Raw genomic sequence first — 18,448 nt, forward strand, 5'->3', positions numbered from 1 at the left:
GGGTGGTGCGCTCGCGGGCCGTGTCGAGGGGCGGCTTCACAGGCTCCACTGGTCGAGCAGCGCGTCGGTGAGATCCGGGCCGCCGGGCACTCCGTCGCCGGGGCCGTGCAGGTTCTGCTCGGTCCAGATCGCCTTGCCGCGCACGGTGTAGCGGGTCCCCCAGCGGTCCGCGAGCTGTGCCACCAGGAAGAGTCCCCGGCCGCCCTCGTCGGTGATCGCGGCCCGCCGCAGATGCGGTGCCGTACTGCTGCCGTCGAAGACCTCGCAGATCAACGAGGTGCTGTGGATCATCCGTACCGCGATGGGCTGGGCGGCGTACCGGATGGCGTTGGTGATCAGCTCACTGATGATCAGCTCCGTGGTGAAGGAGATGCTCTCCAGGCCCCACGCGCGGAGCCGGGCCGCGCACTCGGCCCGTACCGGGGCGACGGCCGCGGTGTCGGACGGTACGTCCCACTCCGCGATCCGCTCGGCGTCCAGCCGGCGGGTCCTGGCCACGAGCAGCGCGATGTCGTCCCGGGGCTGGGCCCCGGGCAGCGCGTCCAGGACGGCCCGGCAGGTCTCCTCCGGGTCGAGCCCCGGCCGCCCCGACGCGGCGTCGCGGAGCAGTTCGAGCCCGGTGTCGATGTCCCGGTCGGGCCGTTCGATCAGACCGTCCGTGTACAGCACGAGCCGCGCGCCCTCCGGGAGCCGGAAGCGGGTCGTCTCGACGGGCAGCCCGCCGCCGCTGCCCAGGGGCGGCGATACGGGTACGTCGAGGACGCGGGCGGTGCCGTCGGGGTCGACCACGACGGGCGGCGGATGTCCGGCGCGGGCCATCACGCAGTCGCCGGTGACCGGGTCGTAGACGGCGTAGAGGCAGGTCGCGCCGGTCACGTCGGGGCCGTTGTCGACGGGGGTGCGTTCCTGGTCCATCCGGTCGACCAGCTCGTCGAGGTGGCCGAGGATGTCGTCCGGCGGCAGGTCGAGGGCGGAGAAGTTGTGTACGGCGGTACGCAGCCGGCCCATGGTGGCCGCCGCGTGCAGCCCGTGGCCGACGACGTCGCCGACGACGAGCGCGACCCGCGCCCCCGGCAGCGGGATGACGTCGAACCAGTCGCCGCCGACACCGGCCTGCGCGGGCAGATAGCGGTACGCGACCTCCACCGCCTCCTGGACCGGGAGGTAGCGCGGCATCAGGCTGTGCTGGAGCGTCACGGCCATTGTGTGCTCGCGGGTGTAGCGGCGGGCGTTGTCCAGGGAGGCGGCGGCCCGCGCCGCGATCTCCTCGGCGAGCGCCAGATCGTCCGCGTCGAACGGCTCGGGTCGCTGGTCGCGCCAGAAGCAGACCACGCCCAACAGGGTGCCGCGGGCCGACAGCGGGGCCGCGAGCAGGGTGTGCACCCCGTGGTCGACGAGCCGCCTGGCGCCCGTCGGGTCCTGGGACCGCCAGCCGACGGCGTCGCGCAGCGACGGCTCCAGCACGGGGCGGCCGGTCGTCATGGCCACGGCCTGCGGGGTGGCGGACGCCAGCTCGACCCGTGAGCCCTCCGGGTAGAAGGGGACGCCGTCGCGGATCCCGGCGACGACGATCCTGCGGACGTCGCGCTCCGTGCCGTGCAGTTCGTCGCCGCGCAGGACGGCGTCCGCGAGATCGACGGTGACATGGTCGGCGAACCGGCCGACGGTCGTCTCGGCCAGCTCCCGCGCCGTCAGCCGGACGTCCAGGGTGCTGCCGATCCGCATCCCGGCCTCGTAGACGACCCGCAGCCGCCGCTGGGCGGCCTCCGCCCGGCCGGAGGCCGCCAGCAGTTCCGTGGTGTCCCGTACGGTGGCGACCCGCCCGGACTGCCCGCCGTCCCGCGCGCCCTCGCCTTCGCCCTGGCCGGGGGAGCGGCCCGCGCCCCGGGTGGGCCGCTGACTGACCGCCAGGGTGCGGCCCCCCACCAGGTACACCTCGTCGGTGGCCTCCCGGCCCGATACCAGCAGGTCCGTGAGGTCCGGGGGGAGACCGAGCCCGGCCACCTCCCGCCCCTCCGCGTCCGGGGGCAGCTCCAGCAGCCGCCGTGCCTCGTCGTTGACGAGCCGCAGCCCGCCGTCGGTGCCCACGATGACGACGCCCTCGCGGACGGAGTGCAGCACCGCGTCGTGGTGTTCGTACATCCGGGTGATCTCGGCAGGCCCGAGGCCGTGGGTCTGGCGCAGCAGCCGACGGCTGAGCAGGGCGGCACCGCCGGTGGACAGGGCCACCGCGGCCGCCGTCGCGCCCAGGACGGCGGGGAGCTGCTCCCGGGCGGCGGACTGGATCCGGGCGATGGTGACGCCCGCGCCGACCGCGCCGACCACGGCGCCGTCCGGCCCCCGTACCGGTACATACGCCCTGACCTGCGGCCCGAGTGTGCCTACCCAGTCCTCGACCACGGTCTCCCCGGCGAGCAGGGGCGCGATATCGGTCGACGACGGCTGGCCGATCCGGTTCGGCAGCGGGTGGGTGAGCCGGGTGCCGCTCCGGTTCAGCACCACGACGAAGTCGACCTCGGCACCCTTGCGCGCCTCCTCCGCCCTCGGTTGCAGTACGGCGGTGGGGTCCGGCGACACGATGGCCGCGGCCGTGCCCGGGGCGTGCGCGAATCCCTCGGCGATCGCGAGGGACCGGCTCCCCGCCTCCTGGTGGCTCTCCTGCCGCGCCATGACCAGCAGCAGGACGACGGCTCCGAAGGCGAGCAGGATCACGACGACGAGCTGGAGCAGGAACATCTGCCCCACGACGCTGCGCGGCCCGAGGACGGACCGCGTCCCGCCGCCATCCGCCCCGGAGGAGCGCCCGGATCGCACCATGAGCCTTTTCTATCCGGGTATCGTCCTGGTCGCCTCTGGTGGGATCCGACGTGGGGCCCGACGTGGTGCCCGCCGTGGGACGGCCGCCGGAACCGCCGGGCGCGGGCGGCCGGGAATGTAACTCCTCTGCTACGGCCACCGGGCGCCGCGCCCGCCGGAATGTTCCGGAACACGCCCATGAGCTGCGGTCATACCCATCCGCGAATGACCCCGTTATCCCTATCGGTCTTGGACGCGACGACGGGCCCGCTGTTCTGCTCGGGGCCGGAAGCAGGGCAGAGCATCCGTACGGAAGGACGTCTCCACCATGACCGACCATCTCTCGCGCCGCGCCGCGCTCGCCGCCGTCGCCGGGCTCGCGGCCGTCCCCCTCGTGGGCTGCGGTACGGACGGGCCGTCGAAACCGGCCGACCGTACGGCACCGGCACCGGCGCCTTCGGACCGCCCGGGCCCGGCGTCGGGCCCGGGACCCGCCGGCCAGGGACGCACCGGGCCCGCCTTCGCCGCCCTGGAGAAGGAGTTCGCGGCCGTCCTGGGCGTGTACGCGCTCGACACCGGCAGCGGCCGGGCCGTCGCCCACCGGCCCGACGAACGCTTCGCGTACGCCTCCACCTGCAAGGCGTTCATCGCCGGTGCCGTACTGAAGAAGAACACCCTGCGCCAGATGGAGCGGCGGATCGTCTTCGGTCCCGAGGTGATCGAGCCGCATTCGCCGATCACCGAGCCGCGGGTGGGGAAGGGGATGAGCCTGCGCGAACTGTGCGACGCGACCGTCCGCTACAGCGACAACGCGGCGGCGAACATCCTCTTCGACGAGCTGGGCGGGCCCCGGGGCCTCCAGGCCGCGCTCCGCGCCATCGGCGACGAGGTGACCCGGTGCGACCGCTACGAGGTCGAGCTGAGCGACGCCGTGCCCGGCGATCCCCGGGACACCAGTACGGCCCGCGCCCTCGCCGTCGATCTGCGGGAGTACGCCCTCGGGAACGTCCTCCCGGCCGACCGGCGCGCCGTGCTCGTCGACTGGCTGAAGCGGAACACCACCGGCGACGCCCTGATCAGGGCCGGGGCGCCCGACGGCTGGACCGTCGGCGACAAGACGGGGTCCGGCGGCTACGGCACCCGTAACGACATCGCCGTCGTCTGGCGGCCGAAGGGCGCGCCGATCGTGCTCGCCGTGCTGTCCAAGAAGGACGTCAAGGACGCGAAGCGGGACGACGCCCTGATCGCGCGGGCCACCGAGGTCGCGCTCGGCGCCTTCGTCTGACGGTGGTGGTCACCGGGCCCGGATCGACCGCGGGCGCCTGACACCTGAGTGGGTGTCACCCATAGAGCCATCAGAGGTACTTAAATAGCGTTTATACGATGAAGTGATCATGTGTGGGGGAGGGTGCAGTCCGTGAACCAAGGATCGGTGATCACGGAGGGCACCACTCATGAGACGCATTCCAGGGCGAAGGACCGTAACGGGCGGTCGGCGCGGACGGGGTCTGACCGCGGTCTGCTGTGCGCTGGGAGTGGGGTTCTTCGCACTGGCCTCGCCCGCGGTCGCCGACGCCGCCGTCGCCGACGCGGCGGATGCGGCTGAGACCTCCGGCACCTCCGGAACCGCCGGAACCGCCGGAGCGGCGGACCGTGCGACTCCGGGTGCCGCTTCGGGTGCTCCTTCGAGCGGTGACGGTACGGAGCCGGGCGCCTCGGACCGCGACCGTACGGGCTCCCGGGCCGCGGGATCCGACGGGGCGTCACCCGCCCCGTCCCGTAAGACCCGTGAGAAGAAGCGTCCCCGTGCCGCGGGCCGCGCCGATCTCGCGGTCCGCTGGGAACCCGCCGCGGTGGAGGGATCCGGGGCCCGGGCCGATGTCCGGGACGGGGCATCCGCCTCCGGGCCCGGGGGTTCCGCCGCGGCCGGGGCGGCGGGCGCCCGGTCCGAGCCCACCGACCAGGGTGCCGATCCCGAGGCGGCGACCGAGTACTCGTACACGTACCGCGTCTCCGTCGTGAACCACGGTCCCTCCCAGGCGGTGGACGTCGTCGTCACCGACCGGCTGCCCGACTCCCTCGTCTTCGTCTCGTCGTCCGACGGCTGTACCGCCGTCGGCCAGGACATCACCTGCGGCCCGCTGGACACCCTCGACGTCGGCGAGACCCATACCTGGCTTCTCACGGTCCGCCCCGCCGACGACTACACCGGCGACGGCTCCGACATCACCAACGTCGCCGTCGTCACCTCCGACACCGAGGACCCCGACGAGGGGAACAACACCGCCACCCATACCGGTGTGCCCGTTCCCCCCGCCACCGGACAGGCCGATCTCGCCCTGACCAAGACGTCGGTCCTGCCGCCTGGCCGTACCGACGCCGTCGCGCCCGGCGACCAGTTCACCTACCGGATCACCGTCCGCAACAACGGGCCCGCCACGGCCGTGGGCGTCCGGGTCACCGATCCGCTCCCCGCCGTCCTGGCCTTCGTCTCGTCCCCGGACGGCTGCGAGATCTCGCGGGAGGACGACCGTACGATCCTCTGCCCGGTACTCGATCGGCTCCCGGCCGGGGAGTCCGTGACCTACGAACTCCTCGTCCGGGTACGGGACGAAGCAACCTCCCGAGGCGGAGGCGGAGGCGGAGGCGGGGGTGGCGGCGGGGGTGACGATCACGCGAACCACCGCCGCTGCGAGATCGAGAACACCGCCTATGTCACGGCCCTCACCCGCGACCCGGTGGCGGCCAACAACAGCAACCGGCCCGGTACCACGGGACCCGACGGCGGTCCCCTCTATCTCGAACACCCCGACGACGGGGCCGGACCGCATCCGCCCCGGGAACCCGGCCGGCCGGACGAACCGCATAAAACCCATAAGCCGCACCAGCTCGCCCACACCGGAGGGGACGTCCCCGGCTGGCTCCCCTGGTCCGCCGGGCTGACCCTGGCCACCGGCGGCGCCCTCGTCCTGCTCTCCCGCCGCCAACTGCGGCCCCCCGGCCTCCCCGGCACCCCGGAGGAGGGCACCCGGCCGTGAACACGCCCATGAACACGCCCATGAACACCTCCATGAACACCCTCATGAGCACCGTCGCAAGCACCCGCGCGAGACCCCCCGTACGCCGGATCGTCTCGGTGCTCGCCCTGGCCCTGGCCGCCACGCTCGCCCTGCTGCTCGCCCCGCCGCAGACCCACGCGGCGGCCCCGCGCGCCCTCACCTTCCCCGTCCACGAACCCTTCGACGGCCCGGCCGGCAACCTCGGCAGCCTCACCGGCAACGCCAGCTATCAGAGCGGCGGCTGGCTCCAGCTGACCAGCGCCGCCACCAACCAGGCCGGCGGCTGGGAGATGAACGACTCCTTCCCCACCAGCCTCGGGATCGTCGCCGAGTTCACCTACGCCACCTACGGCGGCGCCACCTTCGACGGCAAACGCGGTGACGGCCTCACCTTCTTCCTCGCCAACGGCAGCGCCGCCAACGGCACCGGCGCCCCCGGCGGCAGCCTCGGCTACGCCTGCGGCGGCGGCCCACCGTGCAACCGCGCGGGCGTCCCCGGCGCGTTCCTCGGCATCGGGCTCGACGAGTTCGGCAACTTCTCCTCCAACGGCGTCGGCAACGGCGGCCCCGGCGGCCAGGCCAACCGGATCGTGCTGCGCGGCGGCGGCAACGGGAACACCGGCTACCGCTTCGGCACCTCGGCCGCCGGGCCCGGCGGCACGGTCGAGACCCGGGGCCGCGGCGACTACCGGACCGTACGGGTCACCGTCACCCCCTCCGGCGGCCGGCTGCTGGTCTCCATCTGGTCCGACACCGGCCCGGGCACCGCCCTCACCCAGGTCGTCACCGACTACGACGTGACCACGATCGCCAACCAGCCCGCCCTCCCCGCCACGCTCAAGGTCGGTTTCTCCGGCGGCACCGGACTGGCCACCAACATCCACGAGATCGGCGATCTGAAGATCAACGTCCCGGCCGATCTGTCCGTCACCAAGACCGGCAGCCCGGCCACCGTCCGCGCGGGCGACCCCGTCACCTACACGGTCAACGTCGCCAACAGCGGCGCCAACGACGTCATGGGCGCCGTCCTGCGCGACGCCGTCCCCGGTCTCACCAATGTGACCTGGACCTGTACGGCGACCACCGGCAGCAGCTGTGTCCAGCCGTCCGGCAGCGGCAACAGCATCACCGCCACCTCGAACCTGCTGCGCAACGGCTCGGCGACGTACACCATCAGAGGTACGGCACCGGGCACGGCGGGCCCCCTCACCAATACCGCGACCGTCTTCCCACCCGCCGACCGGACCGATACCAACGCCGCCAACGACAGCGCCTCCACGACCACCAATGTGACGGCGCTGGCGGATGTGTCGGTGACGAAGGAAGGCGTCGGCTCCGGGCCCGTCACCCCGGGCCAGACCTTCGACTACCGGATCACGGCGAGCAACGCGGGCCCCTCCGCCACCACCAATGTGGTGATCACCGACACCCTGCCCGCCGGGCTGACGTTCGTCTCGTCGCCCGACGGCTGTACGGCGAGCGGCCAGACCGTCACCTGTCCCGCCGCGTCGGCCATGCCCGTGGGCGGCTCCCAGTCGTGGACCTTCCGGGTCAGACTCTCCGACGCCTATACGGGCAATGGCAGCGACCTCGGCAACAGGGCGACCGTACGGCACGACGTCGCCGACCCGAACCAGGCCAACAACACCACTGGCGCGGTGACACCGCCCGGCGGGGTGACCGAGCCGCGCGCCGATCTGCGGACCGTCAAACAGACTGTCACCACCACCCCCGTCTCACCCGGCCAGACCTTCGACTACCGGGTGACCGTCACCAACGCGGGCCCCTCGATCGCCCAGGGGGTACGGATCAGGGACCCGCTGCCCGCCCAGCTCGCGTTCGTGTCGTCGCCCGACGCCTGCACCGCGAGCGGGCAGAACGTGAGCTGCTCGTCGACGGCGAGGCTCGCGGTCGGCGCCTCGGTGAGCTGGACGTTCCGGGTCCGGATCGATCCGGGGTACGCGGCCGACGGCACCGCCCTGCGCAACACCGCGACGGCGACGTCGACCACCCAGGACCCCGACACCACCAACAACAGCGGCAGCGCGGGCGTGCCGGGCGGGCGGGTCACCCCGCCCACGGCCGATGTGACGCTCGTCAAACGCGCCGACTGAGCGGGGCCGGCGGCCCCACCTCATGGACCCGGCCGGTCCGGTGACCCGGCGATCCCGGACCACCGGACCGGCCGTACCCGAACCCTGTCCGACCCCGACGACACCACTCGACTCCGACGAAGCCCGACCCGACGAAGCCCGTCCCCGACGAAGCCCGACCCGACGAAGCCCGACCCCGACCGAACGGACCCGAAACGAGATGAGACCGAGCAGCAGACGAGGGCGGCGGCGCCCGGGACCCGTGGTGCGGGCCGTGCTCGCCGCCGTCCTGGCCGGTGCGGCCCTGCCCCTGGGGGCCGGTACCGCCACCGCCCTGAATCTGGCCGCGCCCGCCCGGGTCGTGACCGAACTGGGCACCCTCGCCCCCGCGGCGCTCGCCGCCGCGACCCCGCCCGGCGGGCTGGTGACGTACACCCTGACCGCGCGGAACAACGGCCCCTCGGTGGCGCGTGACGTGGTGGCCACGGACACCCTGCCCCAAGGTCTTGAGTTCGTGTCGTCGGCTGACGGCTGTACGGCCGCCGGGATGACCGTCACCTGCGGCCCGGAGCCGGAGCTGACCGTCGGCGAGACCAAGACCTGGACGTTCGTCGTCCGGATCGACCCCTCCTATCAGGGCGACGGTTCGGACCTCGGGAACACGGCCACCGCCACATCGGAGGCCGTGGACCCCGACCCGGACAACAACAAGACCGACCCGGTCTCCCCGACCGGGCCCTTCGATCCCGTCTCCGACCTCAACACCCTGAAGACGGCGATCGGGACCGGCCCGATCGCGCCGGGTGAGGAGTTCCAGTACCGGATCGCGGTGGAGAACACCGGCCCCTCGGACGCCCGGAACGTGACCGCGACCGACAATCTGCCCGCCGGGCTGACGTTCGTCTCATCCGGCGACCCGTGTACGGCGTCCGGGCAGCGCGTCACCTGCGGCCCGCGCGGCGTACTCCCGCCCGGCGACACCGTGACCTGGACGTTCCGGGTCAAGCTGAGCGACGCCTACACCGGCGACGGCACCGATCTGCGGAACACCGCGACCGCGACGTCCGACTCCGAGGACCCGAACCCGGAGGACAACACGTCGCCGCCGGTCCTGCCGCCCGGCGGGGTCAGCCGGCCGCAGGCCGACATCTGGGTCGTCAAGCGCCCGACGACCGACACGGTCATCGCGCCGGGACAGACCTTCGAGTACGCGGTCACCGTCACCAACGACGGCCCGTCGCGCGCGGTGAACATCACCGGGACCGACACCCTCCCCGGCCCGCTGGCCTTTGTCTCGTCGCCCGACGGCTGCACCGCCACCGGGCAGAACGTGAGCTGCGGACCGCAGGCGGCACTCGCCCCCGGCGCGTCGAAGACCTGGCGGTTCACGGTCCGGCTCGACCAGAACTACCGAGGTGACGGCTCCGACATCCGGAACGTCGCCGTGGTGGACTCCGACACCGACGACCCGGTGCCCGCGAACAACACCAGCCCGGCCGCCGGACTCCCCGGCAGCGCCGTGAACCAGCCGTACGCGGACCTGTCGGTCACCAAGGAGGCCGTGGGCACCGTCTCGCCCATCCCGGGTCAGCAGTTCGACTACCGGATCACGGTGACCAACAACGGCCCGTCGGCGGACGCGTTCAACGTCCGGCTCTCCGACGACCTGCCCGCGGGGCTGACGTACGTCTCCTCGTCCCCCGCCGGGTGCACCGTCTCCGGCCAGGCGGTCAACTGCCGCCGGACGACCCCGCTGCGGGTCGGCGATTCGGTCGAGTACGTCCTGACGGTCCGGATCGACCCGGCGTACAAGGGCGACGGCAGCGACCTGCTGAACACCGCCCGGGTCACCGCCGACAACATCGACCCGGCGAGCGAGAACGACACCGACACGGCCACCGTGCCCGGTGGTACGGTCGCGCTCCCCTCGGCCGATCTGGGGATCGTCAAGCGTCCTGTCACCTCGACGCCGGTCGCGCCCGGCGAGACCTTCGAGTACCGGGTGACGGTCACCAACAACGGTCCCTCGCAGGCGGAGGACGTCGAAGTCGACGACGTCCTGCCGACCGCCCTGACCTATGTCTCCTCCGACGACGAGTGCGTGTCGGGCGATTCCGTGGTCTGCGGCCAGCTGCCGACGCTCGCCCCCGGCGCCTCCGTGACCTGGGTCTTCCGGGTCAAGCTGGCACCGGACTACACGGGCGACGGCTCGGACATCCGGAACACGGCCACCGTCCACTCGGTGACCCGCGACCCGGTGAGCGGCAACAACAGCAGTACGACGGGCACGCCGGGCGGCACGGTGGACAAGCCGACGGCGGACCTCCAGATCACGAAGAAGACCCCATGAGGTGAAGGCAGTCCGTGAACTGAAGAGGTAATAAGCGGTAGTGAGCGGTCGGGGCCCGTATCGCCGGACGGCGGTACGGGCCCCGGTCGTGTCCCCGGTCGTGTCCCCGGTCGGGTACGTCCCCGGGGGCGACTACTCCCGGGGACGTATCGGACGGTCCCTCGCCCGCAGATCCTCCAGCAGCCGGGCCTGCCCGGCGAGCACCCCGGTGAGGATGGTGCGGGCCACCCGGAGGAGTTCGGCGACCTCGGGGCTGGCCAGGGCGTAGATGACGGTCGACCCCTCGCGGCGGGTGACCACCAGCCGGGCCCGGCGGAGCACGGCGAGCTGTTGGGAGAGGCTGGCGGCCTCGACGCCGATCTCGGGGAGCAGTTCGGAGACCGCGTGCTCCCGCTCGCTGAGCAGTTCCAGGACGCGGATCCGGACCGGGTGTCCCAGGGTTTTGAAGAACTCGGCCTTCAGCTGGTACAGCGGCGCGCTCATCGAACCGGCCCCGCCGGATATACGCGCACGTCGGATCCTGTCCCCTGAGAACTCTTCGCCATGGGCTCATCATCGGGCATGGCCCCCGGTCCGCGGGCGGGGTGGCGGATCACCGCCGCGCCGTACTTCTCGTACCTCCGGTGCTTCCCGGCGGTCAGAGCGGCAGGCTGATCCAGACCGTCTTGCCGCTGTCCTCCGGATCGGCCAGGACGGACGCCGTACCGCCGAGTTCCAGCGTCAGCTCCAGCACGGTCGCCAGACCGCCGCCGGGCCCGGTCCGCCGCGCGGAGAGCACGGGCCGCTCCGGATGCCGGTCGTGGACCCCGACGGCGAGGGTCTCCGGGCCCGCGCCGAGGACGACGGTGACCGTGGGGGAGAGCGCCGCGGCGTGCCGGACGCTGTTGGCGACGAGTTCGGTGAGGATCAGCAGCGCCGGGTCCGCGACCGGATGGCGGGGCCCGATCCCCCACTCCGCCAAGGCCTGTTCGGCGTTCTCCCGGGCGACGCGGACGGAGGAACCGGCCGCGGGAAGGGTGAGGACGAGCCGTCGGGGCAGGGCGCGGAGCGCGTCGAGACCGGGGAGCGACACGGTGCCCGGAACCCCCTCGCACATCATCCGGCCCTGGTCAGGGGCGTACGGCGGACGGCGACCGCACCCGCGGCTGACTGCGGGCCCGGCCGATCCGACGCCCCAGCATCCTGTGGATTGCACGATTTTGCAATTCTCCAGTCCATTGGTATCGGAAACGGGTCTAGGCTGGGGAACGAGGGCCCGCGAAGGCCCGGGACCGGGTGCGTACGGGCCCTGTGATCAGCACAGGAGGCATCGTCATGACCACCCCCACGGTCAACCGGGGTGAGGTCGAGGCCGAGATCAAGGAGACCCTGGGACTCGTCCCGCACTTCTTCACCCGTATCCCCACCGAACTCCTCGGTCCCGAGTGGGAGATCTTCAAGCGGCTCGAACTCGGTGAGACGCTCATCCCGAACAAGTACAAGGAACTGATCGGCGTGGGGATCCACGCCGAGACCAAGTGCCGCTACTGCGTCCTCTTCCACACCGAGGCCGCCAAGCTCTTCGGCGCCACGGACGAGGAGATCCAGGAAGCCGTCCACTACGCGAAGGCGTCCCTGGGCTGGAGCGCGTACATCAACGGAATGCAGGAGGACTACGACCAGTTCGCGGCCGAACTCGCGGAGGTCGCCTCCTACGTCCGGTCCCGGGCGGACACGTCCTGACGGGGCACTTCATGGAACTGGAACGACTCCGCCCCACCGTCCTGCGCGCCACGTTCCACACCTATGAACTGGCCACCCTCACCACCGCCGCCCGCTATGTCGCGGAGACCGCGCCCCCGGAGATCCCGGCCGAGGCACTGGCCCGGCTGCGCGATCTGCTGACCGAGTACGACACCAAGGTCCGCGACCTGGGCCCGCCCGCTCAGCCCTGAGGTCCTTCCTTCGGATCGTGTCCTCGACGAGCCGGGTCGAGACCAGTTGGTAGGCAGCGGGGAAGAACAGGCAGTCGACGGAGCCCGTCAGATCCTCGACGGTGGCGACGGCCCAGGCGTTGCCCTGTTTGGTCGTCTTCCGCTGGAGGCCGGAGACGATACCGCCGACGGTGACGACCGCGCCGTCCGGGTAGTCGCCGCCGGTGAGCCGGTTGACCGGCGTGTCGGTGACGGCGGACAGGGCGTGCTCGACGCCGAAGAGGGGGTGGTCGGAGACGTAGAGGCCGAGCATCTCCCGTTCCTGGGCGAGGAGATGGGACTTCTCCCACTCGTCGGAGGGGAACACGACATCAAGTCCGGGTCCGGGTCCTGGCCCGTCCTCTTCGCGGCCGGTGCCGTCACGGCCGTCGTGGCCGTCGCCGCCGTCGCCGCCGAAGAGGTCGAACTGACCCTCCGCCTCCTTCCGCTTCACCGCCAGCACACTGTCGATCATGGGCTCGTGATGGGCGAGCAGCCCCTTGCGGGTATGCCCGAGCGCGTCGAACGCCCCCGCCTTGATCAGCGATTCCGTGGCGCGTTTGGCGCAGGCCGCGGCCTCGACCTTGTGGAGGTAGTCGGGGAAGGAGCCGTACGCGCCCCTCGCCGTACGGCTCCGGATGATCGCCTCGACGACATTGGCGCCGACGTTGCGGACAGCGGAGAGCCGGAAGAGGATCACATCGTCGCCCCGGGCGGCGAAGTCCGCGCGGGACGCGTTCACATCGGGGGTGCCGTTGGAGACCGTGACCCTGGAGTGTGCGGAGTCAGCGGCGCGGGCGCTCTCCGCCGGGGAGATCGACGCCGCGTTTGGCTACCCCCGGCGCCCGGTGGCCCGTACCGACCCCCGGCTGGCCGCCGCCCCGGCCCGGCTGGAGGCGTTCGACGCGATGGTCGGCGCCGGCCACCCCCTGGCGGCGGCGGCCCGTACCGTCTCCCTCACCGATCTGGCCCCGTACACGATCTGGATGCCGGGCCTCGTCGACGGGCGCGAATGGTCCGGCTTCTACCGCGATCTGACGACCGAGCTCGGCCTCACGGTCGACGGCGGCGCCCCCGACTTCGGCTGGTCGACGCTGCTGGACACGGTCGCGGACTCCGACGCCCTCGTCACCTTCGTCGGCCGCGGCAGCCGTGTGCCGCGCGAGTCCTTGGTGTCCCGGGAGTCCCGCGCGCCGCTGCGCCGCCTCCGGGCCGGACCCCGGCCGATGACGACGGGCCCGGTGGTACGGGTCACGCGCTTTCGGCGGCCTCCACATTGGCCACCATCCTGCGCAGCACCTTGAGCGCGGCCACGTACTCCTCGTCGTCGACGCCCTGGTGGACCACCGCGCGTACCTCGGTCACCAGCGCGCGCAGCCGCGCCCTGGCGGCCTGTCCGGTGTCGGTGAGGGACAGCCGGCCGTCGTCGGTCCGGAGCCAGGCACGATGGAGCAGTTGGTCGACGGCTCTGGCGATGTCGTACGGCCCGTCGGCGAGATGCGTGAGCTGCGCGACGACCTCCTCGGGGGTCGGTGGCTCGGGGAGGCTGTTGACCACGTTGAGCACCCAGTACTGCGGTTGGGCGACATCCGTTCTGGCCATGGTGTCCCGCAGATAGCGGGTGACGGTCGCGTGGGCCAGGCCGGCCCAGTAGCCGATCGGCTGGCCGGCCAGCATGTCGTCGGTGGCGGCGGGGTTCGCCGGAGCCTGGTCGGTCGTCGTGGGTCCGCTCGGTGCTTCCATGTTTCGGACGTTATCCGCGCCATGCGGCGGTTATCCGTATCACGCGAACGGGGAGGGCGGCCGTGAGGCCGCCCTCCCCGGGGCGAGTGGTGGTGGACGAGAGCCTCAGACCAGCTCGGGCTCGGTCTCGTTCCCCGGCTTCCGCTCCGACTCGGGCTTCCGCGCCGTCTCCGTCTCCGTCTCCGGCTCCGACTCGGTCCGCGGGCCCGGTACGGACGTCGCGGCCGCCTCCCGGTCCCAGCGCCTGGTGGTCCGGACATAGGCGTAGATCACCGACGCCATCGCGAGCAGGAGCAGCGGCCCGAACAGCCACGGGTGGTCGCCCATCGGCACCGACAGGAAGCGGTACGACACGAGGAGCGCGGCGAACACTCCGGTGCCGTACGCGACGAACTGGATCACCGAGCGGTTCCAGCCGCGGTCGATGGCGCGCATACCCGCCTCGATCGTGAGCGTGAAGACCACACCGGCGATCAGGTCGAGGCCGTAGTGGTAGCCGAAGCCCAGGGTCGCGGCGAGCGTCGCGACCAGCCAGATCGTGCCCGCGTAGCGCAGCAGACGCGGGCTGCGCCGGGTGTGGATGAAGATCGCGGTGGCCCAGGCCGTATGCAGGCTCGGCATGCAGTTGCGCGGCGTGATCTCGTCGAACGGGATGGGCGCCGGGGTACCGATCGACGGCAGGGTCTCGGGCCATACGTTGGCCGCGGCGAAGGCCCCGCCCTCGACGCCGTACGCGTAGATCGGCCCCACCACCGGGAAGATCATGTAGATGCCCGGCCCCAGCAGGCCGATCACCAGGAAGGTGCGCACCAGGTGGTGGCCGGGGAAGCGGCCGTCCCGGGCGACGTTCCGGAGCTGGTAGAGCGCGGCGCAGACGGCGGCGACCGCGAGCTGGACGTAGACCCAGTCCAGGACGTTGTGCCCGACCGACCCGGTGGCCTCGACCATCCGGCCCACGACCCACGACGGGCTGCCCAGCGCCTGATCGGCGACCACGAGATACGGGTCGAGCACCTCGGGCTTCGTCTTCGACGTGATCAGCAGCCACGCGTCACCGGTCTTCCGCCCGGTCACCAGCAGCAGCCCCAGCCCGACCCCCTTGAGCATCAGGGTCCGCTCGGCCCCGGTGCGGCGCGCGATCGCGAAGACGGCGACGCCGATGATGACCCAGAGGGCGCCGTTGCCGTACCCCTGGTCGGCGCCGATCGGCCACCGGACGAGAGCGAAGACGACATCGATGCCGACAGCCGCGCCGAACGCGATGAACCGCTGCCGCCAGCTGAGGACGACCATCATCAGCGCCATGCTGGCGTAGAGCAGGGGCCCCGACACGGGCCGGAAGATCGCCTCGCGCCACTGAGTGGTGATGGGCCCCGGTGCGCCGTGATGACGCGCGGCGATCTCCAGCGCGATCACGAATCCGAGAGCGATGGTGCCCGCCGCGGCCCACAGGAGTATCTGTGGTCGGCGCCATCCCGCGGGCGTCGTTCCGTTATGTATTCGTATCAATTTTCCGGCCGATGTGTTCGAAGTTGGTGGAATACGTCGCCCTTCGTGCGAGATGGCACGCTTTCCGGTGAAGGACGGATGCTCAGGCGATCGTTGTTAGGCCGATCATGTTATCGAAACGATGGATGGGGGTTTGGATGGTTACGGACGGTGCGCGCCGGTTGGGATTACTGGGTGATCACCGGCTTCGCCGAATCGAACGCATCGGCCCAGTATCGGCCCCGCCGTCGGCCTTCGGCAGTCGCGTAACCGCCTTCGCCCGGCAGACGGGGCAGGCCCGGGACCGGGCACGCCACCGCTTCTGCTTCGCGATGAAGAAGTGCCGGTAGACCTCGACGTCTCTCCGGGGGAGGCCGCAGAGGGTGACGTCGCCCGCCAGGGCATGTTCACGAGCCGGGTCGCGCGTCTCGCGGCACGCGGTGAATTCGGTCGGGACGAATCCGAAAGCGATTCCGATCGACCGTATGCGACGGTTCGGCGGCGGTGACATGTCCATCACCTTCGCATGGCTCCGTGCCGCCCGGCCCGCGGCCGTGTTCAGCAGTCGGCGGTGCCGGGCGGTACGACCCATTCGGCGGGCTGACCGGTGATGGAGGCGATCATGTCGAAATCACTGTCGTAGTGGAGGACGGTCCGGCGGTCGCGCTCGGCCGTCGCCGCGATCAGCAGGTCCGGGAGGGAGAGAGCCCGGTGGAAGCCGGCGTTCAGCGCATGACGCTGGACTTCGAGCGCGCGGGTGAAGGCTTCGTCATCGGTACGGAGGTAGTCGAAGGCGTGGAGCCAGGTGCTGATCCGGGTGGCCTCGGCGCCGTCCCGCGCGGAGTGGATCATCTCGTACTCGGTCGGTTGGCACACCGCGAGGAGATACCGCTCGTGCAGTGGCTTCAGCACTTCCTTGACGCCCGGTTTCGTCCAGCGGGCCAAGGCGGACTTGTCGACCAGATAGCGGTCCCGCATCAGGCGGCGCGACCTTTGTCGCGCTTGAGGGAGCCATCGGGGTGCCGGGGGCCGGTGCTCTCGACGATCTCGCTGAAGTCGAGTTCGCCGGAGTCCATGGCGTCGAAGAACTCCTGCCGCAGATGACGCTTGACGGCGTCCTCCATGGCCAGGCGTACGGCCTTGGCCTTGGTCTTGGTCCCGAAGATGCGCATGGCTTCGGTGACCATGTCGTCGTCGAGATCGATAACGGTTCTGGTCATGTGAACGATCCTTCCCCAAGGCACCCTATCCGGAAACGATATCAATCATTCATCGATTTCGATACCGTTTTATGTGATGGGGGCTGCGTTATAGCGGCCGAGTATCTGGCGCAGCTGAAGGCGGAGAGCGCCTTCGCTCTGGTGCCGTCGGAGCAGCTGACACCTGAGCAGTACCGGGAGCTGGCGGCCCGCTACAACGGCGGCCCGCACTGGCAGAGCGAGGAGGCGCAGGCGTACGGGGGGCGGTTCGCGAGAACCCAGGACGAGGTGAGGCAGGCGCTGTACGGGCCCTGAGACCTGCCCATGGGCGACCGGCCGCTACCGGTCGCGCGGGCCGGTGATCCGGTGCGGTGATCCGATGCGGGGAGCCGGGCCGAAGCCGTGCCCCGACCGGCCGGACGGCTCCTAACACATGCTCCAGCCGTGGCGTATCTGCCGGTCCAGGGTTTCCTTCCACGCCGCCGGGTCCTGATCGGCGTAGACGAAGGTGACCGGCGGATTCCCGCCGGGGTGCGCGTCGAGTGAGTCCTCGCGGGCGATGAAGACGGTCTCCAGTTCCTCCTGGCCCCGGTTCCAGGCCGGAGGGAAGAAGAGGTCGATCTCCTGCCAGTACGGCTGCGTCCTGCGGTCCGCCATACGGGCGGGCCACGGCGCGACGTCCACCTTCACCTCGGCCTCGTGGAGCCGGAATCCCAGCTCGTCGTACGCTTGCATCACCGCGTCCTGGGCGGGCAGGGCATGCACCTCGATCTCGTCGAAGTCGCCCCTGTCCGCGGCGCCGTCGATGGTCAGCACGGTACGGACCGCGACCCGCGCGCCCGGCAGCCGAACGCCCCTTATATGGGTGAGCGGCATCTCCCACGGCAGCCGGAGGGTCACTTCGCGTACAACAGTCTCCCCGGCGTCCACCCGGAACCCGTCCAGGACGGCGGTGGCCACCGTGTAGGGGTGCCGCCAGGCCGTCGACCCGTCCATCTCGCGGTCCTCCGCCCGTACCACCAGGTACAGACGAAGCCGCTCCACATCGACACCCGCTCCGCCACCGCGTACTCGTACGACGCAGCGCAGGTCCTCCCCCGGCAGGACCCGTGGATTCGAGACGACCGTCTCGATCTCCGGCGCCGGGATACCGAGCGCGCTCAGCAACTTGCGGAAGCCCATGGTGTTCCTCCCCCGATCGGCCAACCGGACGATCATCCGGCCCAGGGTAGGCCGGGGGCCTCCGACTGTCATGTGATCTGCCGAACGCGTCGACGCCTACTGGTCCGGGCCTTCGCATCGCGTCTCTTCGGCGTTATGCCTGCGGTGGTGTGCCGTGTTCGAGGTAGCGGGTGCGTCCGTCTCGTCTGGCGGTGACGGCCTGTTCGACGCGGCGTGCGAGTCGTGGGACGAGCAGGTTGTGGAGGGTGTCGGTGGGGTGGAAGTCGGCGGCGAGGAGTTCGTCGGGGGCGAGCCGGATCGCGGTGAACTGTTCGAGGGTGAGTTCGCCGCCGTCGAAGACGTAGAGGACCTTGTCGCCTTCGGTGGGTGCGGGTGCCCAGTCGACGACGAGGAGTGGTCCGACGGCGGGGGTGATGCCGAGTTCCTCGGTGACTTCGCGACGGCAGGCGGCGAGGGGTGATTCGCCGGTTTCGATGTAGCCGCCGGGGATTTCCCAGCCGGGTTTGTAGGAGGGGCGTACGAGCAGGATCCGCCCCTGGCTGTCGGAGAAGAGGGCGCCTGCCGCCATGCGGGGTTGTGCCATGCG

General features: G+C 71.4%; 16 protein-coding genes and 1 pseudogene. 7 read left to right on the forward strand and 10 right to left on the reverse strand.

The genetic code is table 11. The features are described 5' to 3' along the window. Window positions 1-36: 36 nt before the first annotated feature. Entirely contained in the window at window positions 37-2,817 is a 2,781-nt protein-coding gene (locus tag ACFXG1_RS10790) for a SpoIIE family protein phosphatase (protein WP_384708567.1), read from the reverse strand. Window positions 2,818-3,124: 307 nt separating this feature from the next. Here ACFXG1_RS10790 and bla point away from each other — a divergent pair, with 307 nt between their 5' ends. The 4 genes from bla (at window position 3,125) to ACFXG1_RS10810 (ending at window position 10,298) form a co-directional block, all read left to right on the forward strand. After that, a complete protein-coding gene (bla, locus tag ACFXG1_RS10795; RefSeq protein ID WP_384708570.1) occupies window positions 3,125-4,081 on the forward strand; it encodes a class A beta-lactamase in 957 nt (318 codons plus the stop codon). A gap of 169 nt (window positions 4,082-4,250) precedes the next feature. Further along, on the forward strand, window positions 4,251-5,834 hold the full coding sequence (locus ACFXG1_RS10800; RefSeq protein ID WP_384708573.1) for a DUF11 domain-containing protein: 1,584 nt from the start codon (window positions 4,251-4,253) through the stop codon (window positions 5,832-5,834). Further along, window positions 5,831-7,969: a hypothetical protein gene (locus tag ACFXG1_RS10805; RefSeq protein WP_384708576.1), complete on the forward strand. Its 2,139-nt coding sequence runs from the start codon at window positions 5,831-5,833 to the stop codon at window positions 7,967-7,969. The genes ACFXG1_RS10800 and ACFXG1_RS10805 overlap by 4 nt, the downstream gene beginning before the upstream one ends. 199 nt (window positions 7,970-8,168) lie before the next feature. Beyond that, window positions 8,169-10,298, forward strand: coding sequence for a hypothetical protein (locus ACFXG1_RS10810; RefSeq protein WP_384742085.1), 2,130 nt, complete (start codon window positions 8,169-8,171; stop codon window positions 10,296-10,298). Between the two features lie 132 nt (window positions 10,299-10,430). Here ACFXG1_RS10810 and ACFXG1_RS10815 read toward each other — a convergent pair whose 3' ends face one another. Both ACFXG1_RS10815 and ACFXG1_RS10820 read right to left on the reverse strand, forming a co-directional pair. Continuing rightward, entirely contained in the window at window positions 10,431-10,781 is a 351-nt protein-coding gene (locus ACFXG1_RS10815; RefSeq protein WP_384718190.1) for an ArsR/SmtB family transcription factor, read from the reverse strand. Between the two features lie 154 nt (window positions 10,782-10,935). Next, a complete protein-coding gene (locus ACFXG1_RS10820) occupies window positions 10,936-11,394 on the reverse strand; it encodes an ATP-binding protein (protein ID WP_384718194.1) in 459 nt (152 codons plus the stop codon). A 218-nt stretch (window positions 11,395-11,612) separates the two neighbouring features. Between ACFXG1_RS10820 and ACFXG1_RS10825 the strand changes: the two genes are divergently transcribed. Beyond that, a complete protein-coding gene (locus tag ACFXG1_RS10825; protein ID WP_384718188.1) occupies window positions 11,613-12,020 on the forward strand; it encodes a carboxymuconolactone decarboxylase family protein in 408 nt (135 codons plus the stop codon). A 225-nt stretch (window positions 12,021-12,245) separates the two neighbouring features. On the opposite strand, the pseudogene ACFXG1_RS10830 reads toward ACFXG1_RS10825, so the two are convergent. After that, window positions 12,246-12,998 (reverse strand): annotated as a pseudogene (locus tag ACFXG1_RS10830) (DNA polymerase III subunit alpha); the annotation flags it as partial. Between the two features lies 1 nt (window position 12,999). On the opposite strand from ACFXG1_RS10830, the gene ACFXG1_RS10835 reads away from it, so the two are divergent. After that, complete coding sequence (locus ACFXG1_RS10835) at window positions 13,000-13,554, forward strand: LysR substrate-binding domain-containing protein (protein ID WP_384718186.1); 555 nt, start codon at window positions 13,000-13,002, stop codon at window positions 13,552-13,554. Here ACFXG1_RS10835 and ACFXG1_RS10840 read toward each other — a convergent pair. From ACFXG1_RS10840 to ACFXG1_RS10855, 4 genes are all read right to left on the reverse strand, one after another. Next, window positions 13,502-13,993: a MarR family winged helix-turn-helix transcriptional regulator gene (locus ACFXG1_RS10840; protein WP_384742088.1), complete on the reverse strand. Its 492-nt coding sequence runs from the start codon at window positions 13,991-13,993 to the stop codon at window positions 13,502-13,504. The genes ACFXG1_RS10835 and ACFXG1_RS10840 overlap by 53 nt on opposite strands. 105 nt (window positions 13,994-14,098) lie before the next feature. Then, window positions 14,099-15,451, reverse strand: a complete 1,353-nt coding sequence (locus ACFXG1_RS10845; protein WP_384712556.1) for a phosphatase PAP2 family protein — start codon at window positions 15,449-15,451, stop codon at window positions 14,099-14,101. Between the two features lie 588 nt (window positions 15,452-16,039). Continuing rightward, a complete protein-coding gene (locus tag ACFXG1_RS10850; RefSeq protein WP_384712553.1) occupies window positions 16,040-16,459 on the reverse strand; it encodes a PIN domain nuclease in 420 nt (139 codons plus the stop codon). Beyond that, entirely contained in the window at window positions 16,459-16,701 is a 243-nt protein-coding gene (locus ACFXG1_RS10855; protein WP_384712550.1) for a type II toxin-antitoxin system VapB family antitoxin, read from the reverse strand. Before ACFXG1_RS10855 ends, ACFXG1_RS10850 begins: the two co-directional genes overlap by 1 nt. Window positions 16,702-16,842: 141 nt before the next feature. On the opposite strand from ACFXG1_RS10855, the gene ACFXG1_RS10860 reads away from it, so the two are divergent. Continuing rightward, window positions 16,843-16,995 carry a hypothetical protein gene (locus tag ACFXG1_RS10860; RefSeq protein ID WP_384712547.1) on the forward strand — a complete coding sequence of 51 codons (153 nt, stop codon included), beginning with the start codon at window positions 16,843-16,845 and terminating at the stop codon, window positions 16,993-16,995. A 111-nt stretch (window positions 16,996-17,106) separates the two neighbouring features. Here ACFXG1_RS10860 and ACFXG1_RS10865 read toward each other — a convergent pair whose 3' ends face one another. Continuing rightward, window positions 17,107-17,898 (reverse strand): sporulation protein, encoded by a 792-nt coding sequence (locus ACFXG1_RS10865; protein WP_384712544.1) that lies wholly within the window; start codon window positions 17,896-17,898, stop codon window positions 17,107-17,109. Window positions 17,899-17,995: 97 nt separating this feature from the next. Continuing rightward, window positions 17,996-18,445: an NUDIX domain-containing protein gene (locus ACFXG1_RS10870; RefSeq protein ID WP_384712541.1), complete on the reverse strand. Its 450-nt coding sequence runs from the start codon at window positions 18,443-18,445 to the stop codon at window positions 17,996-17,998. Window positions 18,446-18,448 lie beyond the last annotated feature (3 nt).

The organism is Streptomyces sp. NPDC059248 (genome assembly GCF_042753905.1).
GTDB lineage: Bacteria > Actinomycetota > Actinomycetes > Streptomycetales > Streptomycetaceae > Streptomyces.